Below are 14,957 nucleotides of genomic sequence, written 5' to 3' on the forward strand. Positions count from 1 at the left end.
GCACATAAGGAACAAGGTCCTAGCGTAGGCGATATTTTCAGGTAGATTATTTAAAATCTTTTTTAAAATAATTAATTCAATTTTCCTTTGCAATGGTGTTCTATCTAAAGACACAACAAAAACAGGAGCACATCCGATGCCCATGAAGGACCGCCTATGAATGCCCACACTGATTCCATCGACATCGCCATCATCGGCTCGGGCTTTGCCGGCCTGTGTATGGCCATCAAGCTCAAGGAAGCGGGGTTCAGCGACTTCTTTGTCGCCGAGCAGGCCGATACCCTCGGCGGCACCTGGCGGGACAATCACTACCCCGGTTGCGCCTGCGATGTGCAGTCTCATGTGTATTCGTTTTCCTTTGCGCCCAACCCGGACTGGACACGACAGTTCGCGCCGCAAGCGGAAATCCGCGCCTACCTGGAACACTGCGCGGCGCGCTTCGGGTTGGCGCCCTACCTGCGTTTCGGCATGGGCCTTGAGCGCGCGGTGTTCGATGGCCGGCAACAACGCTGGCAGTTGAGCTTCAGTAATGGTCGCCAAGTGAGCGCGCGGGTGCTGGTATCGGGCATGGGCGGGCTGTCGCGCCCGGCGCTGCCGGATATACCGGGGCTGGAGCACTTCAAGGGCAAGCGTTTCCACTCCCAGCAGTGGGACCACGACTATTCCTTGAAGGGCAAACGCGTGGCGGTGATCGGCACCGGTGCCAGTGCCATTCAATTCGTGCCGCAGATCGCGCCGCAGGTGGCCCACCTGGACCTGTTCCAACGTACCCCGCCGTGGATCATGCCCAAGCCCGACCGAGCCATTTCGTCCTTCGAACGCTGGATGTTCAAGCACCTGCCTTTCACCCAGCGCCTGGTGCGCGCTGCCTTTTATTGGGCCCTGGAAGGTCGCGTGGTGGGGTTTGCCCTGCACCCGCGACTGATGAAAATGGTGCAGAAAATCGCTCGACGCCATCTGCACAAGCAGGTGGCCCGCCCTTCCCTGCGCAAAACCCTGACGCCGGACTACACCATCGGCTGCAAGCGCGTGCTGATTTCCAACGACTACTACCCGGCGCTATCGCGCAGCAATGTCGAGGTGGTCACCGAGCCGGTGCTACGCATCGAAGCCGACGGCGTGATCACCACTGACGGTATCAAGCACCCGGCTGATTGCCTGATCTTCGGCACCGGCTTCCAGGCCACCGACCCACTGCCCCGGGACTGCATTATCGGGCGCGACGGGGTAGACCTGATGGACACCTGGCGCGAGGGTGCACACGCCTATAAAGGCACCACGGTGCCGGGCTATCCCAACCTGTTTCTGATCATCGGGCCCAACACCGGCCTGGGCCATAACTCGATGATTCTGATGATCGAGGCACAGGTGACCTACATCCTCGACGCGCTTGGGCAGATGCAGCGCCATCGCATCGCCACGGTGGACGTCAAACCGGCGGTGGAACAGGCCTACAACCGTCAGCTGCAAGACCAACTCAAGCGCACCATCTGGAGCACCGGCGGTTGCCAGAGCTGGTACCTCGACCCACGTACTGGCAAGAACACCACCCTGTGGCCCGATTCGACATGGCGCTTCAAGCGGGTCACCCGGCAGTTTGCCCTCAAGGACTATGTGGTCGACCTGTTGCCCCTCAATGCTCCACTCCGTCCGGCAACGGCGCCCCACTCCACCGCAGAAGGCAGCCTCTCATGAAGTCATTCAACGGTCGCGTGGCGGCCATTACCGGCGCGGCGTCCGGCATGGGCCGCGCACTGGCGCTGGCACTCGCACGCGAGGGTTGCCACCTGGCACTGGCGGACAAAAACGCCCAGGGCCTGGAGCAAACCCAGGTACTGATCAAAACCTCGACCCTGGCGCCGGTGACGATCACCACGCAAGTCCTGGATGTGTCCGACCGTCAGGCCATGGAAGCGTGGGCGGCCCGCTGCGTGGCCGAGCACGGCCAGGTCAACCTGGTGTTCAACAATGCCGGGGTGGCGTTGTCGAGCACCGTGGAAGGTGTGGACTATGCCGACCTGGAGTGGATCGTCGGCATCAACTTCTGGGGTGTGGTCCACGGCACCAAGGCGTTCCTGCCGCACCTCAAGGCCAGCGGTGACGGCCATGTGATCAACACGTCCAGTGTGTTCGGCCTGTTTGCCCAGCCCGGCATGAGCGGCTACAACGCGACCAAATTCGCCGTGCGCGGTTTTACCGAAGCCCTGCGCCAGGAGCTGGACCTGCAACGCTGCGGGGTCTCGGCCACCTGCGTGCACCCCGGCGGCATTCGTACCGACATCTGCCGCAGCAGCCGTATCGACGCGAACATGACCGGTTTCCTGATCCACAGCGAACAGCAGGCCCGCGCCGACTTCGAAAAACTCTTCATCACCGATGCCGACCAGGCCGCCAAGGTGATCCTGCAAGGCGTCCGCAAAAACAAGCGCCGTGTGCTGATTGGCCGCGACGCGTATTTCCTCGACCTGCTCGCCCGTTGCCTGCCGGCGGCCTATCAAGCGCTGGTGGTACTGGCCAGCAAGCGCATGGCCCCCAAGCAACGCCGGCCAGTGTTTGAAACCAACGACGAACCCCGTCTCTGAACAGGAGCACGAATCATGTTGCCGATCCGCCGCGACCTCCATTTTGCCCTGCCCGCCGAGCGCATCACCGACTGGCACGAACAGGGCCCGTTCATCACGCATTTCTTCAATGCCTTGTCGCTGCTGTTTCCCCAGGGCGAGCTGTTTTTCATGGACAGCGTGCGCCACTACCGTCAACGCATCGACAACCCGGAGCTAAAGAAACAGATCCAGGGGTTTATCGGCCAGGAGGCCATGCACAGCCGCGAACATGTGGCCTACAACGACCTGATGCAAGCCGCCGGACTTCCGGCGCACACCCTGGACCGTCGGCTTAAATTCATTCTCGACCTGCAGAAAAAACACTTCCCGCCCGCCTTCAACCTGGCGATCACCATCGCCCTTGAGCACTACACGGCGATGCTGGCCGAGATCCTGCTCAGTGACCCGTCACGCTTCGGCGATTCGCTCAAGGGTTACCAACAGATGTGGTATTGGCATGCCCTGGAAGAAACCGAACACAAAGCCGTGGCATTCGATGTGTGGAATGCAGTGATCGAGCCTGGGCCCAAACGCTACCTGCTGCGCACCGGCGCCATGCTCACCACCACGCTGCTCTTCTGGCTGGTGGTGCTGGATTTCCATGTACGTCTGTTGATTGCCGACCGCAAGGCGGGTGGGCACCTCAAGGGCTTCTGGCGCATGTTGAAATTTCTTTATGGCCCCAAGGGCGTCTTCCCACGCATGCTGCGGCCGTGGCTGCACTACTTCAAACCCGGCTTTCACCCCTGGGATCACGACAACCGTGCACGCCTGACGGGTATCGATAGCTTGGTCGAGGAGATCGAACAGGCCCAGCGCGGCTACTAGACCTGCGCCATGGCCGCACGCTGGCGCACAAAGCCTTCCAACTGATCGCCCGGCAGCGCCTTGCTGAAATACCAGCCCTGGATAATCAGCTCGGCGCCGGTGTTCAAGAAGGCCAACTGCTCGGCGGTCTCCACGCCCTCCACCACCACGCCCAGGTTCAGCGCTTCGCAGAAACGCAGCATGCCGGTCAGTACCTGGGCGCCCTTGGGATCGTGCTGCGCCACCACGAAACTGCGGTCGATCTTGATGAAGTCCACCGGGAACTGGTGCAGGTAACTCAAGGCCGAAAACCCGGTACCGAAATCATCGATATAGACCTTCGCGCCGATGGCCTGCAATTTCTGGATGGTCTGGCGCGTGGCCGGGATGTCGCTGACCAGCGCGTCTTCGGTGATCTCCACCGACACCTGGCCATGGGCCTGGGCGAGGATCTCCACCAGGCGTTCGCCGTAGGCGGCGTCGGTCAGGGTGGCGCTGGAAATATTGATGGTCATCGGCAGGGCAAAGCCGAGCTTCTGCCATTTCTGGTACTGGCGAATTGCCTGGGACGCCACCCACACATCCACGTCCGGCATCAACCGCGCCTGGGCCAACCACTGCAGGAACTCCCACGGTGAATGCACCGTACCCTGCGCATCGCGGGCGCGCATCAGCGCTTCGCAGCCAGTGCACAGCCCGGTGCGGGTCGAGACCTGCGGCTGGAATTCGAGATAGAACTCATAATCGCTGATCTGCTGGATACGGCTCAGTTCATTCGCCTGGCGCGCCAGGGTCTTGTGGGAGGCCAGTACCGGGTCCAGTTCGCGCAGTCGACCTTTTTCCTCCAGGCCGCGGAAGGTCATGTCCAGGGATTTGAGGTACACCGTGCCACCTTCGGCAGCCTGGCGATGAATCGCGCGCACATAGGGTGCGTACACCAACGTGCCCAGGCCCAGGAGCGTCACTTGCAGCGCGACTGCCGCCAGGTCGCCGTGGGTACTCAGGTAGGCATTGAGCAGCACCGGCGCGGTAAACGGCACGCTGGCCACCGCCGGGGATACCCAACCCAGTTGCACCACGGTAAGCGCCACCATTGCGTTTATCGCAGGCACCAGCAGAAACGGAATGAACAGGCGTGGGTTCAGGATGATCGGCAGGCCGAACAGCAGGACCTCACTGACGTTGAACAGCGAGAGCGGCAAGCTCGCCATGGCCACCAGGCGCATGGACTGGCTCTTGGAAAACAGCAGGACTGCCATCAACAAACACAACGCGCCGCCCGAGCCTCCGATAAAGGCAAAACTGCCCAGCAGGCCGCCGTTCAACACATACCTGATCGGCTCGCCCGCGGCCAACGCGGCGCCATTGAGCACCACCGCCTGGTCCAGCACATCAAACAGCGGTTGCATGGCATAGACGCCGTGAACCCCGAAAAACCACAACAGCGAGTTCATCAGGGTGACAAACAAACCACTGCCGTAGGGCGACTCCAGCGCATCGATTACCTGGGGGCCCTGCATCTGCGCCACATAGGGTATCTGCAACAGCAAGGACAGCACCGCCACCAGCGCCAGGGCGGTGATGGCCCCAGGCACGACCATATTGATCGTGCCTCGCAGGTTGTGCCCCAGCAAGTCTTCGTTGACCAGGCGCGTCCAGCGAAAACGGTGCAACCAGGCCAACGCCGGTACATTCAGCAGCGGCGAGGCAATAGCAATAAACAGCAGAAAAGTGGCCGACGCCCGGGGGTATTCCCGCAGGACAAACGTCGCCAATACCACATGGGCCAGGCACAGGAACGCCACCGGTAATTGCGGCAGGCGGTGCTGGACCGCCAGCATGTACCCAATGGATGCGGCCACCAGCAATGGAATCACCGAACTGATCTGGTTGTGCAGCCCCGCCAGGAAGGTCACCACCTGCGGGTCAAAGCCCAACACCCGAGCGCATTCGGACAGGATCAGAAAGACCGCCGACACCAACAGGCAGGGCAAGATCCACAGCAGCCCTTCGCGGATCGCTCGCAATGAATCGGTACTGGCCAACGCAGCCAGACGCTGGGTAAAGAAAAGTTTGAACAGCGTTTGCGCCATGCCCCATCCCTCTGCCCATCGCCCGCTGCCCTTGGAAGGCAGGGTCGGAAACATCGGGGCTAACGCTACACGTCCTGGCACCGGGAGCGAAAGTCTTTTGCCATGGGTATCGGTGAATTTTCAGCAATGGGTGACAGGGTAAAGCCCGTTTTTTTTCCAACAGCTGAATTTTCTGACCCAGGCCAATCCTGGAATCTGCTTCAATGTCTATTATCCGTGGGTCTTGCGCACACATGGCCCACCTCGGGCCAAAAACCGAGGTCTGATCCCCCATGATTTGGAGTACACCCTTGTCACCTCCCGGCGATAACCACCAGCTCGCGCTGGATCGATTCTTGAACGAACATCCTGATGTGGCTGCAGAACTGAACACCCTGAACCCGCTGGCCGCTCAGGCCAAGGGCGAAACCCTGCAGCAGTACCGCGCCGAGCGGCTGCATGAAGCCTTCGAGGCAGAAGCAGAGCGCCAGGGTTTGTTTGCCTGGGAGTTGACCCTCAAGCTGACCGCACAATCGGCCGCAGACTTCGAGACGCAGCGCCTGGAAGTCCATAAGGAAGTCGCCCAGATGGCCGGATTGAGTTGGACCGAATACTGCCAGTTGCATGATTTGGCCGGTTGACACGCCCACTAAACAAACCAGTGGCGCCGCAGTCCCTTCATCGCTTCGCACAACTCCTCGACGGAAATGGTTCGGCACTCAGGGTCCAGGGCCAGCGCAGAACGTAACGCCGGCCAGCACTGCCGAGGCAATTGCCAAGGCCTGGACAATCGCTTATCCAGCGGACACTCGCCGGGGCGGCGGCCCTGGGCCAGGTCATAGATCACGCAGGCGGCGCCATACAGGTCGGCCCTGGCGGATATATTCCCCCCGGCCACCAGTTCCGGCGCCGCATACGCAGGCGTCCAAGCGTTCAAACGGCTGCGACTCAAGGTCGGTAGCCCCGCAGCCTGCTGCGTCTCGGCATGACCCAAGCCGAAATCGAACAAGCGCACTCCCTGCTCGCCCACCATGATGTTGGCCGGTTTCACATCGCCATGCAGAACACCCTGCTTGTGCGCATGAGCCAGTGCATCCAACAGCTGCAAGGCAATCGGTTGCAGCTCCCGCCACGGCAATCCATCCGGGCACTCCAGGAGCAGGCGATCAAGGGTCATGCCCTGCAGCAACTCCATGGTGAAGAACGCAACCTGGTGCGGTGTATCGACCTCGAAAGCAAACGCCCTGACCACGTGATCGTGGCGCAGGCTGCGGGTCAGGGCGAACTCGCTATACAGCAATACATGGCCGTCGGGGGATTCGGCGAGCGTATCGCCCAACAGCTTCAGCGCCACCCACGCGTTGGGCTCGCCGAACGCCTCGTGCAACAGATCACGGGCTCGGTAGACCACTCCCATGCCGCCGCTACCCAATATCCGCTCAAGGTGATAGCGCCCAGCAAGCAGTTTCGGCGGGCCGGTGACCGCGCTCATGGCTGGACCACCACGGCCGTCAGGTCGTCCCGAGCCGGCCCCCGTAACACGTCGGCAAACAACCGATCCACTACCTGGCGAGGCCGCCCCACGCTCAGGGCACTGCCCAACTCGCCATGGCTGAGCCCCTGATACAAACCATCGCTGCACAACAAAAACACATCCCCAGGCTGGGTACTGAATTCCAGCACCGCCAGGCTCAATGGCTTGCGACCACCGATGGCACGAGTCAAGGCCCGCGCATCCGGGTGGGCCAGGGCCTGCTGCAGGCTCAACTGCTGCTTGTCCATCAGTTGCTGCCATAGGGAATGGTCCCGCGACAATTGGTACAAACGCTGTCCCCGCCAAAGATAGCAACGGCTATCCCCCACCCAAATACAGGCTGCGCGATTGCCTTCGAGCAGCAACGTAACCACGGTGCTGCCCATGATACCGTCGCTGGTTTGCTCAATTGTTTGCCCCATTTCACGGTCGAGCCATCGCAAACAGCGCCGTACGGCCTCGACCCGTTCGTCAAAGCTGCCCTGGTCGGGCAACGACGCGAGGCTGCTGATGACCCGATGGCTGGCCACATCCCCAGCCAGATGCCCACCCATTCCGTCGGCTACCGCCCAACAACCGCGCCGGGGGCAGTCGAGGAACGCATCCTCATTGCGCGTGCGTGTCTTGCCTTGCGCCGTTCGCCCGGCGCTGCACCCATCGGCATGCATCTGCCTCACAGCTGCTCCGGCAAGCGGAAGGTGCGCCAGTTCGCCATCTGAAACGGACCAGGGCTGCGGTGGCTGGTGAGCAGGAAGTTGGCACGCATGCCAGCGAGCTCGGCCTTGAGCAGCCGCGAATCCCGACCACTCGCAGGCTCACTTTGCATCAGCTCGAAAAACCGGAACAACGACCAGGGGCCAGCATTTTTTTCAATCCCCAGCGGCCGCTCCGCCCCCCGCTCCAGCACCAGGCTGCTTCGGCCATTGTCCGCCTCGCTTGGCCACTGGAACGCCATGGGCACAATTGGGCCATGACGGTATTCAAGGTGTTGGTCACCAATACTCAGGACCGCGCGGCTGACTGCCTGATCCAGGCTATAAGGCGCCAGCGTGAAGCGAACCGCCCACTCCCCCTGATCTTCAGTGAAAAACCCCTGGCGAATCACCTGGGCTTTCATCAGTTGGTCAAGCAGCGAACGCGACAGCGCCAGGCTACGGCCATCCAGGCCGCGTAGACGATAGCGACCGGACTCGGCGCTGACAAAGGGCCGCAGGTAGCGGTCATAAAAGCGCGCCATGCCACCCTGGGGCTTGAAGAACTCCTGGAAATCGCCAAGGGCGACATCACTGCCGGCATGAGCATTGAATGGATACCGACGTTGGATCGCCTTGACGTAAAAGCCATACACCTCACTGTGGTAACGCTGATTTATATACACATACGCGTCATCGAGCAGCAGCCGCCAACTGTCATCGGCAATGCCTTCAAACCACCCCTTGAGCGGCAACGGCAGGCGCGCGGCAGCATCCCGCAGATTCCCCAGCGACGGCTGCTGCCCTTCCATGCGTTGCTTGACCATCATGAATACCGCCTGCCCTGGCGTACTCTCGCGGTTAAGGGCCGCCAGTTGCAGATGCCATTCATCGAGCAGTCGCAAAGCCTGTGTCAGTTCAGCAGCGGGGTTCTGATCCGCATCGAGCAATTGGTGCAGGTGTTCGAACCGACGCTGCAGTGCGCGCCGGGCGGAATCAGGCGAGGTCTGCTCATGCAGTTGGCTGAGCAACATGCTGGAAGCCGTGGCCCCGAACTCGCCGGCCTGCTGGCTCACGGCCTCAAGGGGATCGTTGGTCGACAGCAAGCGTGTGTTTTCCCGAACCTGTCGCAACAGTTGCACCAACGGTGACTGCGCTGACGCCAGGCTGGCAAGCCCGTTCGCATGCTGACTCAGGCTGTCACTTTCCTGCAGGCGCACCTGTCCAATGGCTTGACTCCAGGCATCGGCGTACTCACTGAAGTAGCGCTGCTCCAGCTCCAGCATCAATTGGCGCAAATCCAGGCTGCTGAGGTCTGAGCCCTCCCCAAGTACCCAGTTATCCTGAGCAATGGCATTGACCAGCCGAGGGCCCTGCTTTTCGAAGTACTGCACATACCGTCTGGTATAGAAGCCGGGGATGGGCTGCTCGACGGCTGCGAATCCGCGCCCCTCGGCCAGGCGCAAGGGCTCAAGGCTGCGTGCTTGATCACGCAGCACCCGATAAACCACGCCCGCCAATGATTCCCCGCGCAGTTCCTGGCGAGCCTCGGCAACCAGCTCACCATTCAATGGCATCACGAAGGGGCGTTCAAGCAACCGTGCGAAGTGCGCGTTCAAGCGATTCTGCACCGATGCATCACCGGCATAACGCACAGACCAATGACCGGCCACGCGTTGCGCCAGCCAAGCGTTGTCGCGACGCTCGCGCAGACTGAGCATCAGGTAGGCCCGCAGGATGTCCAACAGTCCTTCGCGGTCGCCAAGGCCGGCCCGTACCTGTTCTTCAAGCATCGTGGACACCAGCGGCAGCAACTGCCGGTGCAGCAGATCCTCATAGGCACTGACCAGCAGCGGTCGACTCACCTCCCCTTGATACAAGCCGCCCCGCTCGACCGCGCGAGCATCCGCCAACGCCGGAAACACTTGGGTAGCGGCCAAGCGAGCGTCCAGCAGACGCAGGAGCACCAGGGTATCGTCCAAACCGGGTGAAGCGGGCGGCTGCGGTTTGAGCAGGTCCGCCAGTTGCGCCAGCCGCTGGTGATTGACCGAATAACTGTGTGCCCACAGCCCACCCGCCCCGACAAAAACAAGGGAGGCGGTCAACGCCAGCAACCCTTGGTGTCGACGAATACGTTGTCGTTCCGGAGTCTGCAGCCCCGCAAGGTTGGCCTCGGCAAAAATCACCCGGTTGAACAAGCCCTGGACGAAGTGCGAACGCCTGTCTGCGGTCTGCGCACACGTCAGGTAAAAGCCGCGCAATCCATTAATACGCTGAAAGCGATGAGAGGAGAACGCAGACTCCACGAACAGGCACAAACGTTCACCGATTTGCGCAGCCTGCCGAGGAAAATCGAGCATCAGCCCGCGACGTTCGATATTGCGCTCCTGATGCAAACGCGGAATCAACTCTGCTCCAAGGCGTTGCAGCAAGGCCTCGAACGCTTCGCGGACCTGGGTGATGTCGGTACCGGCCGGGCCCGCGACCACACGCTCTCCGAGCAGGGCTTCGGCGCTGTCGCCCTGGGACTCATCGAAGAACTCGACAAAGCCCGGCAACCGGTCAGCGTGGGTCAATACCAGATAGATCGGCACATCCACATGCAGCGTCTGCTGTATATCCTGCAACCGGGTATGCACGTGGCGTGCATGCAGGTCCAGGTCGCGGTCATTGCTGCCAAGCAGCGTCTCTACCGCCAGCGTCACCACCACGCCATTGAGCGGGCGTGCCCTGCGCCGCAATTTGAGCAGCTCCAGAAACGTCGCCCAACCCGCCCCATCCACTGCACTGTCGGGTTGGGCCAGGTAGCGCCCCGCGCTCTCGACAACGACAGCTTCGTCGGCGAGATACCAATCAAAATACTGGGTTACGCCCGGCGTCATCGCCTCTTCCCGATCAAGCGCAAAGTGCGATCCGCAGCCAGCCAGCAGGCGAGACTTGCCGCTGCCCTGCTGGCCGATCAACAGGTACCACGGCAAGTCGTTGCGCCAACGCTCATTGCGCTCACCATAGCGACGGGAGGTTTTCAGTGTGTGCAACGCCTCCTTGAAACGCCCCCGCACCTGCTTGCGCTCGTCGTCAATCAACCCCTTTCGTTGATGGCGCTCCTGGTGCTCGGGCTGATTCAATCGTGCGGTACGGCGCGAGCCGACCATGACCATCGCTAACCCCCACAGCAGGAATAACCCGCTGATGGTCAACAGACGAGCCGGAGCGCCTTGCCAGAACCGGTGATCGTCCACCGCCAGCAATGGCCCGAAAAACCACACCAGCAACGCGCTGGACAACACGATAAACAGGCTCCAGACCCAACTCATGCGCAGCACCGTGCCCACGCCCTTGAAGAATGCGTTCATTCATTGCTCCCAGCGTTACAACGGCGACCGTGTCTGATCCGACGCCAAAGATTGAAAGGGTTGCAGCACCGCCATGCGTTCATTGCCCAATACCCAGGCAAAGCCCAGGTACATGGCCAGCAAACAGGCGAGCGTGAAGACCACGACGCCGGTAGCGGAAAAGATGCGCAGCCGTGCACCGAGCGCCCGTGCTGCGGCAGCGGGCACAGACATCAGCGGGCGATCACCGCGCACATGTCGGATCTGTCGATACAGGCCATCTCGTACCGCTTCCAACTGCAGCCCTCCCCGCTCCATGACGCGGTATTTACCCTCAAACCCCAGTGACAGGCACAGGTACATAAGCTCCAGCATCGCCAGGTGCTTGACGGGGTCGCGGGACAAACGCTCCAGCAGTTGGAAGAACTTTTCGCCACCGAAGGTTTCGTTGTGAAAGCGGCTCAGCAGGCTGGACTTCGACCAGTCACTGCGACTGCCCCACGCGGTAGTGACCACGGCTTCGTCAATAACGCTGCACAGCACATAGCGCGCCGACATAACCTGTTTGTCCTCTGCGCCCTGGTGCAATGCATGCGTTTCAAACGCCGTGATCCCCGAGGACAACCGATCGTTGAGGGTTTGCAAGCTTTCCCGGCCGGAACTGCTCTTGAGCTGAACGACCTGCGACAAGAGTTCCCAGGCGGCGGCCACCAGGCTGTTGGGCCCTATATTGAAGTTCTGTGCCCCTTGCAGGCCGGCGGTGTAGATCATCCGGTCTTCGAGCTGTTCAAAGCGCGGCGGCGTTGGGAAGTCCGTCACCGGCGCCTGTGCGGGAGCGCGACCATCGAGGTCAAGCAGGATGGTTTTTTCGTCCTGCGGGTATTCGCTGTCCATGGTCATGGCATTCAGTTCCTGATGGCCCAGAAATTGAGTTTAAGTTCGGCAAACTCGCCGCTGGCGTGGAAGGCAAAACCGCCCGATTGCTCCAGTTGCGTGATGTCACGGGCACTGAGTTCGAGCATGAAATAGGTCTTGCCGGCATGGAACGGGATTTGTCGAGGCGCCACCGGCAGTGGCTTGACCTTGATGCCGGCCAGGTGCAGGTTGACCAGCTCGCGGATGCGTTCCACAGAGCCAATTTTCAGGTGTGCCGGAAGACGGTGGCGCAGCTCTTCCGAATCGCACTGGGCGGTTGCCGCCAGAATGAATGTTGCGCTACCCAGCAGTTTGAGGTCACTCACCGGACACACCAGCACCCCATACTGTCGCGGCTCCATTGGAAGCTCCATGGCATGCTGCTCCAGCACCAACGACAGCACCGTGCGAATGCCCTCCATCAACCCGCGAAAACTCGCACCCTGTTCACCATGCTGGTAATGAGTCTCCAGCTGCGCGCGCTTGTTGTCGGTGGCGAATGTCGACAACTCGCCCAGGATCGACACCAACTCCCGGTACAACGCCTCCGGGCGTACCTGGCTCTGGCTCAAGAAGTGACGCAATACCAGCTCACTACGATTGATCAGTTGCAGCATCAGAAAATCGCCGACCTGAGCGCCCTCCGACCCGCCACCACCGCAGACCCTCGCGGCAATCGCATCGCCTCGGGTGGCCAGCAGGCTCATCACCTCCTTGATACATGACGAGACATAGCCTGAGCTCTGCAGGTAGATAAACGTCGGGACAAAATCCGCGTCCAGCCGCACACCCCCCTCGCGAGTCGAATCCAGCACCTGGGCAACCTGGAGTTTCACATACAGCGCGTCACTGGGCTGCTCCCCTAAGAGCAATCGCAGATCCGGGCGTGCGCAGTTGATCCGGCAACGGGAGTCAACGCCGGCATTCGAATCAATGATCTCTGCTTCGCAGCTTACGTAGCGCGCCAGTACATCACTGTGCTCCTGCTGGCGCACTTCAACCTGATTGCCGATGGCCAACGGCAACGCGAGGTATACGGCTTGCCCACTGGTGTTGGCAGGGACCTGCAACACCAATGGTTCCATCACGCTGTTCAGCTCGAACAAGCTGCCATCGGGAAATACACCGCTGGCCTGGTTGACGACCACCTTACCCAAATTGAGGTGCTGCACATCGACGTCAAGGGTCAGGAACCCCCAACCATCAATGCCCAGCAAGCGCGTACGGTTGAGCTGCTGGCGGTAGTAACGGTCGTTGTGCTGCAAGTGTTGGGGACGCAGCAGCATGCCCTCCTGCCAGACGACTTTATGAACCTGCATCTCTATCCTCCGACCGTTGGGCTTGAGGGGCGACGACGCGAACCCCGGACTCGTCGAGCATCAGCTCGACACGCGTGAGTTGCTGCCGGGCCACGGGCAGCACAAGCCGCCATTGCACATGGGGCAAGTCCCGATAGGCAGCCAGCACGCCGACATAACGACTCTGTGGTTCGACACTGAGCTTCAACGCCAACTGCTCACCGGGGCGCAGCTCCAACTCCTCACTGTTGACCCAATCCTTGGGCAGCGCCTGCTCTGCGCGGCTATAGAGGGTGAAGAAGTCGGCGTTTTCGAACGCCACCGGGTGCCGCAGCTCAAGCAGGCGCACCACGACAGGAGATGGGCGGCCATGAAGATCAGGGTTGACGCCTTCGCTGGCGCTCAACGTCAGGTTCAGCTTGGTCAGGGTTGAATACGGTGACACGCTGGCACACCCGGCCAGCAGGCCGAGCGCAAGCAGCATTGATAGAACGGGGGCTCGATACATGACAGTCATCCCGGATAAGCCGCGTGCAGCGTGGCGACCAGGCGCACCTGCTCCGCGTAGGCGTTGGAAAATTCGTTACGCAACAGCTGCTCGCCCAGGGGATGCTCGTCGATAAGGCGTCGGTAATGGCGTTGGTAAGCCCGCCAATGGGATCCGTCGGTAGAGAACCTGGCCGGCAGGTTCTGGCGCTCGAAGCACAGCAGCAGATGGCTTGGTGCAAATGCCGCCACCGCGCCACGCATCGCGGCACGGCAGGCCACGACCAAGGCCAGTTGGTGGATCTGCATTTCCCGCAATGCCTGGGCGACCGCCACCTCGGCAGACAGCTGGCCCGGCTCAACGGGGCCCAACAGTGAGGTCAAGGCAGCCTGGGTATCGGTGCAATCTTTCAAGGGGTTGTGGTGCTTGAGCGCAGGTACGGTCCAACCGAGATTCAACTCGCCGTTCAGCTCATCGCGGGTACGCAGACTTTGCTGCAGCCCTTCGATGGTTTGCCTGAACAGGCCAGCCACCTTGATCGCCAGGGCCTCGCACGCCTGCGTATCGAGCGCATCCAGGGGCATGCCGATCGCCTGCGCGAACTGCGACCAGAATGGCGCACGGCTTGCTGCAGCAACCTGCACAGGTTGAGTAGAGGCCTCAGCCGTTACTGGCTCGGCCCATCTCGGCACGATCAAGTGATCCCGCTCTAAGAGGCCGTGAGAAAGTGCACAGGCCTCCCTCTCGGCTGAGGGGTTCAGCACTTCCAGATCCTCGGATGCCTCGCCATGCGCTTGCGCACTGTCGAGTGCACGCAAGGGGTCAAGCACCAAAAACGCATCATCCGGAATCGTATCGTTGCCGAAAAACACTGGTCGGCCATTTTGTGTCGCGCGTGCTATCAGGCGTGCACGTATGTCCACTGGCCCCAGTTGGTAGACATCGCCCTCGCTGATCAGTCGTGCCTGCCCCTTGCACAAACGCTCCGCGCTGCCCGACACGCCAATGCCGTTGCTGCTGATATCGGTAAAAAAGTACTCACCATCCCGGTAACTGACCAGGCCATGATGACTGGAGAGCAAGCGACTCGCGTCGGGAATGACCCAGTCACAGCCGGTCCCGCGGCCGATCACGCCGCCGACACCGTCAAATGTCTTACAGGATGCAGGCTCACTGCTTCCGGTATTACACACCTCAAACACTAATTGCATGAC

The 14,957-nt window shown here is 61.1% G+C and carries 12 protein-coding genes; 4 read left to right on the plus strand and 8 right to left on the minus strand.

Features of this window, described 5'->3' with window-relative positions; all coding sequences use genetic code 11:
* The first annotated feature begins 156 nt into the window (after window positions 1–156).
* The 3 genes from AB1462_RS07120 to AB1462_RS07130 are packed head-to-tail and all read left to right on the plus strand — an operon-like array spanning window position 157 to window position 3,431.
* Window positions 157–1,695 (plus strand): flavin-containing monooxygenase, encoded by a 1,539-nt coding sequence (locus AB1462_RS07120; protein WP_367246454.1) that lies wholly within the window; start codon window positions 157–159, stop codon window positions 1,693–1,695.
* A complete protein-coding gene (locus AB1462_RS07125) occupies window positions 1,692–2,582 on the plus strand; it encodes an SDR family oxidoreductase (RefSeq protein WP_259193091.1) in 891 nt (296 codons plus the stop codon). The genes AB1462_RS07120 and AB1462_RS07125 overlap by 4 nt, the downstream gene beginning before the upstream one ends.
* Before the next feature lie 15 nt (window positions 2,583–2,597).
* A complete protein-coding gene (locus AB1462_RS07130) occupies window positions 2,598–3,431 on the plus strand; it encodes a metal-dependent hydrolase (protein ID WP_090403417.1) in 834 nt (277 codons plus the stop codon).
* On the opposite strand, the gene AB1462_RS07135 is transcribed toward AB1462_RS07130, so the two are convergent.
* On the minus strand, window positions 3,428–5,503 hold the full coding sequence (locus AB1462_RS07135; protein WP_259193092.1) for an EAL domain-containing protein: 2,076 nt from the start codon (window positions 5,501–5,503) through the stop codon (window positions 3,428–3,430). The genes AB1462_RS07130 and AB1462_RS07135 overlap by 4 nt on opposite strands.
* Before the next feature lie 290 nt (window positions 5,504–5,793).
* Between AB1462_RS07135 and AB1462_RS07140 the strand changes: the two genes are divergently transcribed.
* Window positions 5,794–6,123, plus strand: coding sequence for a DUF6388 family protein (locus tag AB1462_RS07140; protein ID WP_090403413.1), 330 nt, complete (start codon window positions 5,794–5,796; stop codon window positions 6,121–6,123).
* An 8-nt stretch (window positions 6,124–6,131) separates the two neighbouring features.
* On the opposite strand, the gene AB1462_RS07145 is transcribed toward AB1462_RS07140, so the two are convergent.
* Genes AB1462_RS07145 through tagH form a run of 7 tightly spaced genes read right to left on the minus strand, consistent with a single transcriptional unit; the run spans window position 6,132 to window position 14,954 of the window.
* Entirely contained in the window at window positions 6,132–6,974 is an 843-nt protein-coding gene (locus tag AB1462_RS07145; RefSeq protein ID WP_367246456.1) for a serine/threonine-protein kinase, read from the minus strand.
* Window positions 6,971–7,684 carry a PP2C family serine/threonine-protein phosphatase gene (locus AB1462_RS07150; protein ID WP_090403408.1) on the minus strand — a complete coding sequence of 238 codons (714 nt, stop codon included), beginning with the start codon at window positions 7,682–7,684 and terminating at the stop codon, window positions 6,971–6,973. The genes AB1462_RS07145 and AB1462_RS07150 overlap by 4 nt, the downstream gene beginning before the upstream one ends.
* A 5-nt stretch (window positions 7,685–7,689) precedes the next feature.
* The gene (gene tssM, locus AB1462_RS07155; RefSeq protein WP_367246458.1) at window positions 7,690–11,064 is read right to left on the minus strand and encodes a type VI secretion system membrane subunit TssM; all 3,375 of its coding nucleotides are present in this window, start codon (window positions 11,062–11,064) and stop codon (window positions 7,690–7,692) included.
* Window positions 11,065–11,079: 15 nt separating this feature from the next.
* Window positions 11,080–11,943, minus strand: a complete 864-nt coding sequence (icmH, locus tag AB1462_RS07160) for a type IVB secretion system protein IcmH/DotU (RefSeq protein WP_259193094.1) — start codon at window positions 11,941–11,943, stop codon at window positions 11,080–11,082.
* A 5-nt stretch (window positions 11,944–11,948) separates the two neighbouring features.
* Window positions 11,949–13,277 carry a type VI secretion system baseplate subunit TssK gene (tssK, locus tag AB1462_RS07165; RefSeq protein WP_367246460.1) on the minus strand — a complete coding sequence of 443 codons (1,329 nt, stop codon included), beginning with the start codon at window positions 13,275–13,277 and terminating at the stop codon, window positions 11,949–11,951.
* Entirely contained in the window at window positions 13,264–13,764 is a 501-nt protein-coding gene (gene tssJ, locus AB1462_RS07170) for a type VI secretion system lipoprotein TssJ (RefSeq protein ID WP_259193098.1), read from the minus strand. The genes tssK and tssJ overlap by 14 nt, the downstream gene beginning before the upstream one ends.
* A 5-nt stretch (window positions 13,765–13,769) precedes the next feature.
* Window positions 13,770–14,954 carry a type VI secretion system-associated FHA domain protein TagH gene (gene tagH, locus AB1462_RS07175; protein WP_259193099.1) on the minus strand — a complete coding sequence of 395 codons (1,185 nt, stop codon included), beginning with the start codon at window positions 14,952–14,954 and terminating at the stop codon, window positions 13,770–13,772.
* Window positions 14,955–14,957 lie beyond the last annotated feature (3 nt).

Origin of the sequence: Pseudomonas sp. SB113, from assembly GCF_040754745.1 — a bacterium.
Lineage (GTDB): Bacteria > Pseudomonadota > Gammaproteobacteria > Pseudomonadales > Pseudomonadaceae > Aquipseudomonas > Aquipseudomonas grimontii.

Coding starts and splice junctions, on each gene's coding strand:
- AB1462_RS07150 (WP_090403408.1), bottom strand. CDS start 7,684: ATGCATGCCGATGGGTGCAGCGCCGGGCGAACGGCGCAAGGCAAGACA.
- AB1462_RS07120 (WP_367246454.1), top strand. CDS start 157: ATGAATGCCCACACTGATTCCATCGACATCGCCATCATCGGCTCGGGC.
- AB1462_RS07135 (WP_259193092.1), bottom strand. CDS start 5,503: ATGGCGCAAACGCTGTTCAAACTTTTCTTTACCCAGCGTCTGGCTGCG.
- AB1462_RS07130 (WP_090403417.1), top strand. CDS start 2,598: ATGTTGCCGATCCGCCGCGACCTCCATTTTGCCCTGCCCGCCGAGCGC.
- tssK (WP_367246460.1), bottom strand. CDS start 13,277: ATGCAGGTTCATAAAGTCGTCTGGCAGGAGGGCATGCTGCTGCGTCCC.
- AB1462_RS07125 (WP_259193091.1), top strand. CDS start 1,692: ATGAAGTCATTCAACGGTCGCGTGGCGGCCATTACCGGCGCGGCGTCC.
- icmH (WP_259193094.1), bottom strand. CDS start 11,943: ATGACCATGGACAGCGAATACCCGCAGGACGAAAAAACCATCCTGCTT.
- tagH (WP_259193099.1), bottom strand. CDS start 14,954: ATGCAATTAGTGTTTGAGGTGTGTAATACCGGAAGCAGTGAGCCTGCA.
- tssJ (WP_259193098.1), bottom strand. CDS start 13,764: ATGTATCGAGCCCCCGTTCTATCAATGCTGCTTGCGCTCGGCCTGCTG.
- AB1462_RS07145 (WP_367246456.1), bottom strand. CDS start 6,974: ATGAGCGCGGTCACCGGCCCGCCGAAACTGCTTGCTGGGCGCTATCAC.
- tssM (WP_367246458.1), bottom strand. CDS start 11,064: ATGAACGCATTCTTCAAGGGCGTGGGCACGGTGCTGCGCATGAGTTGG.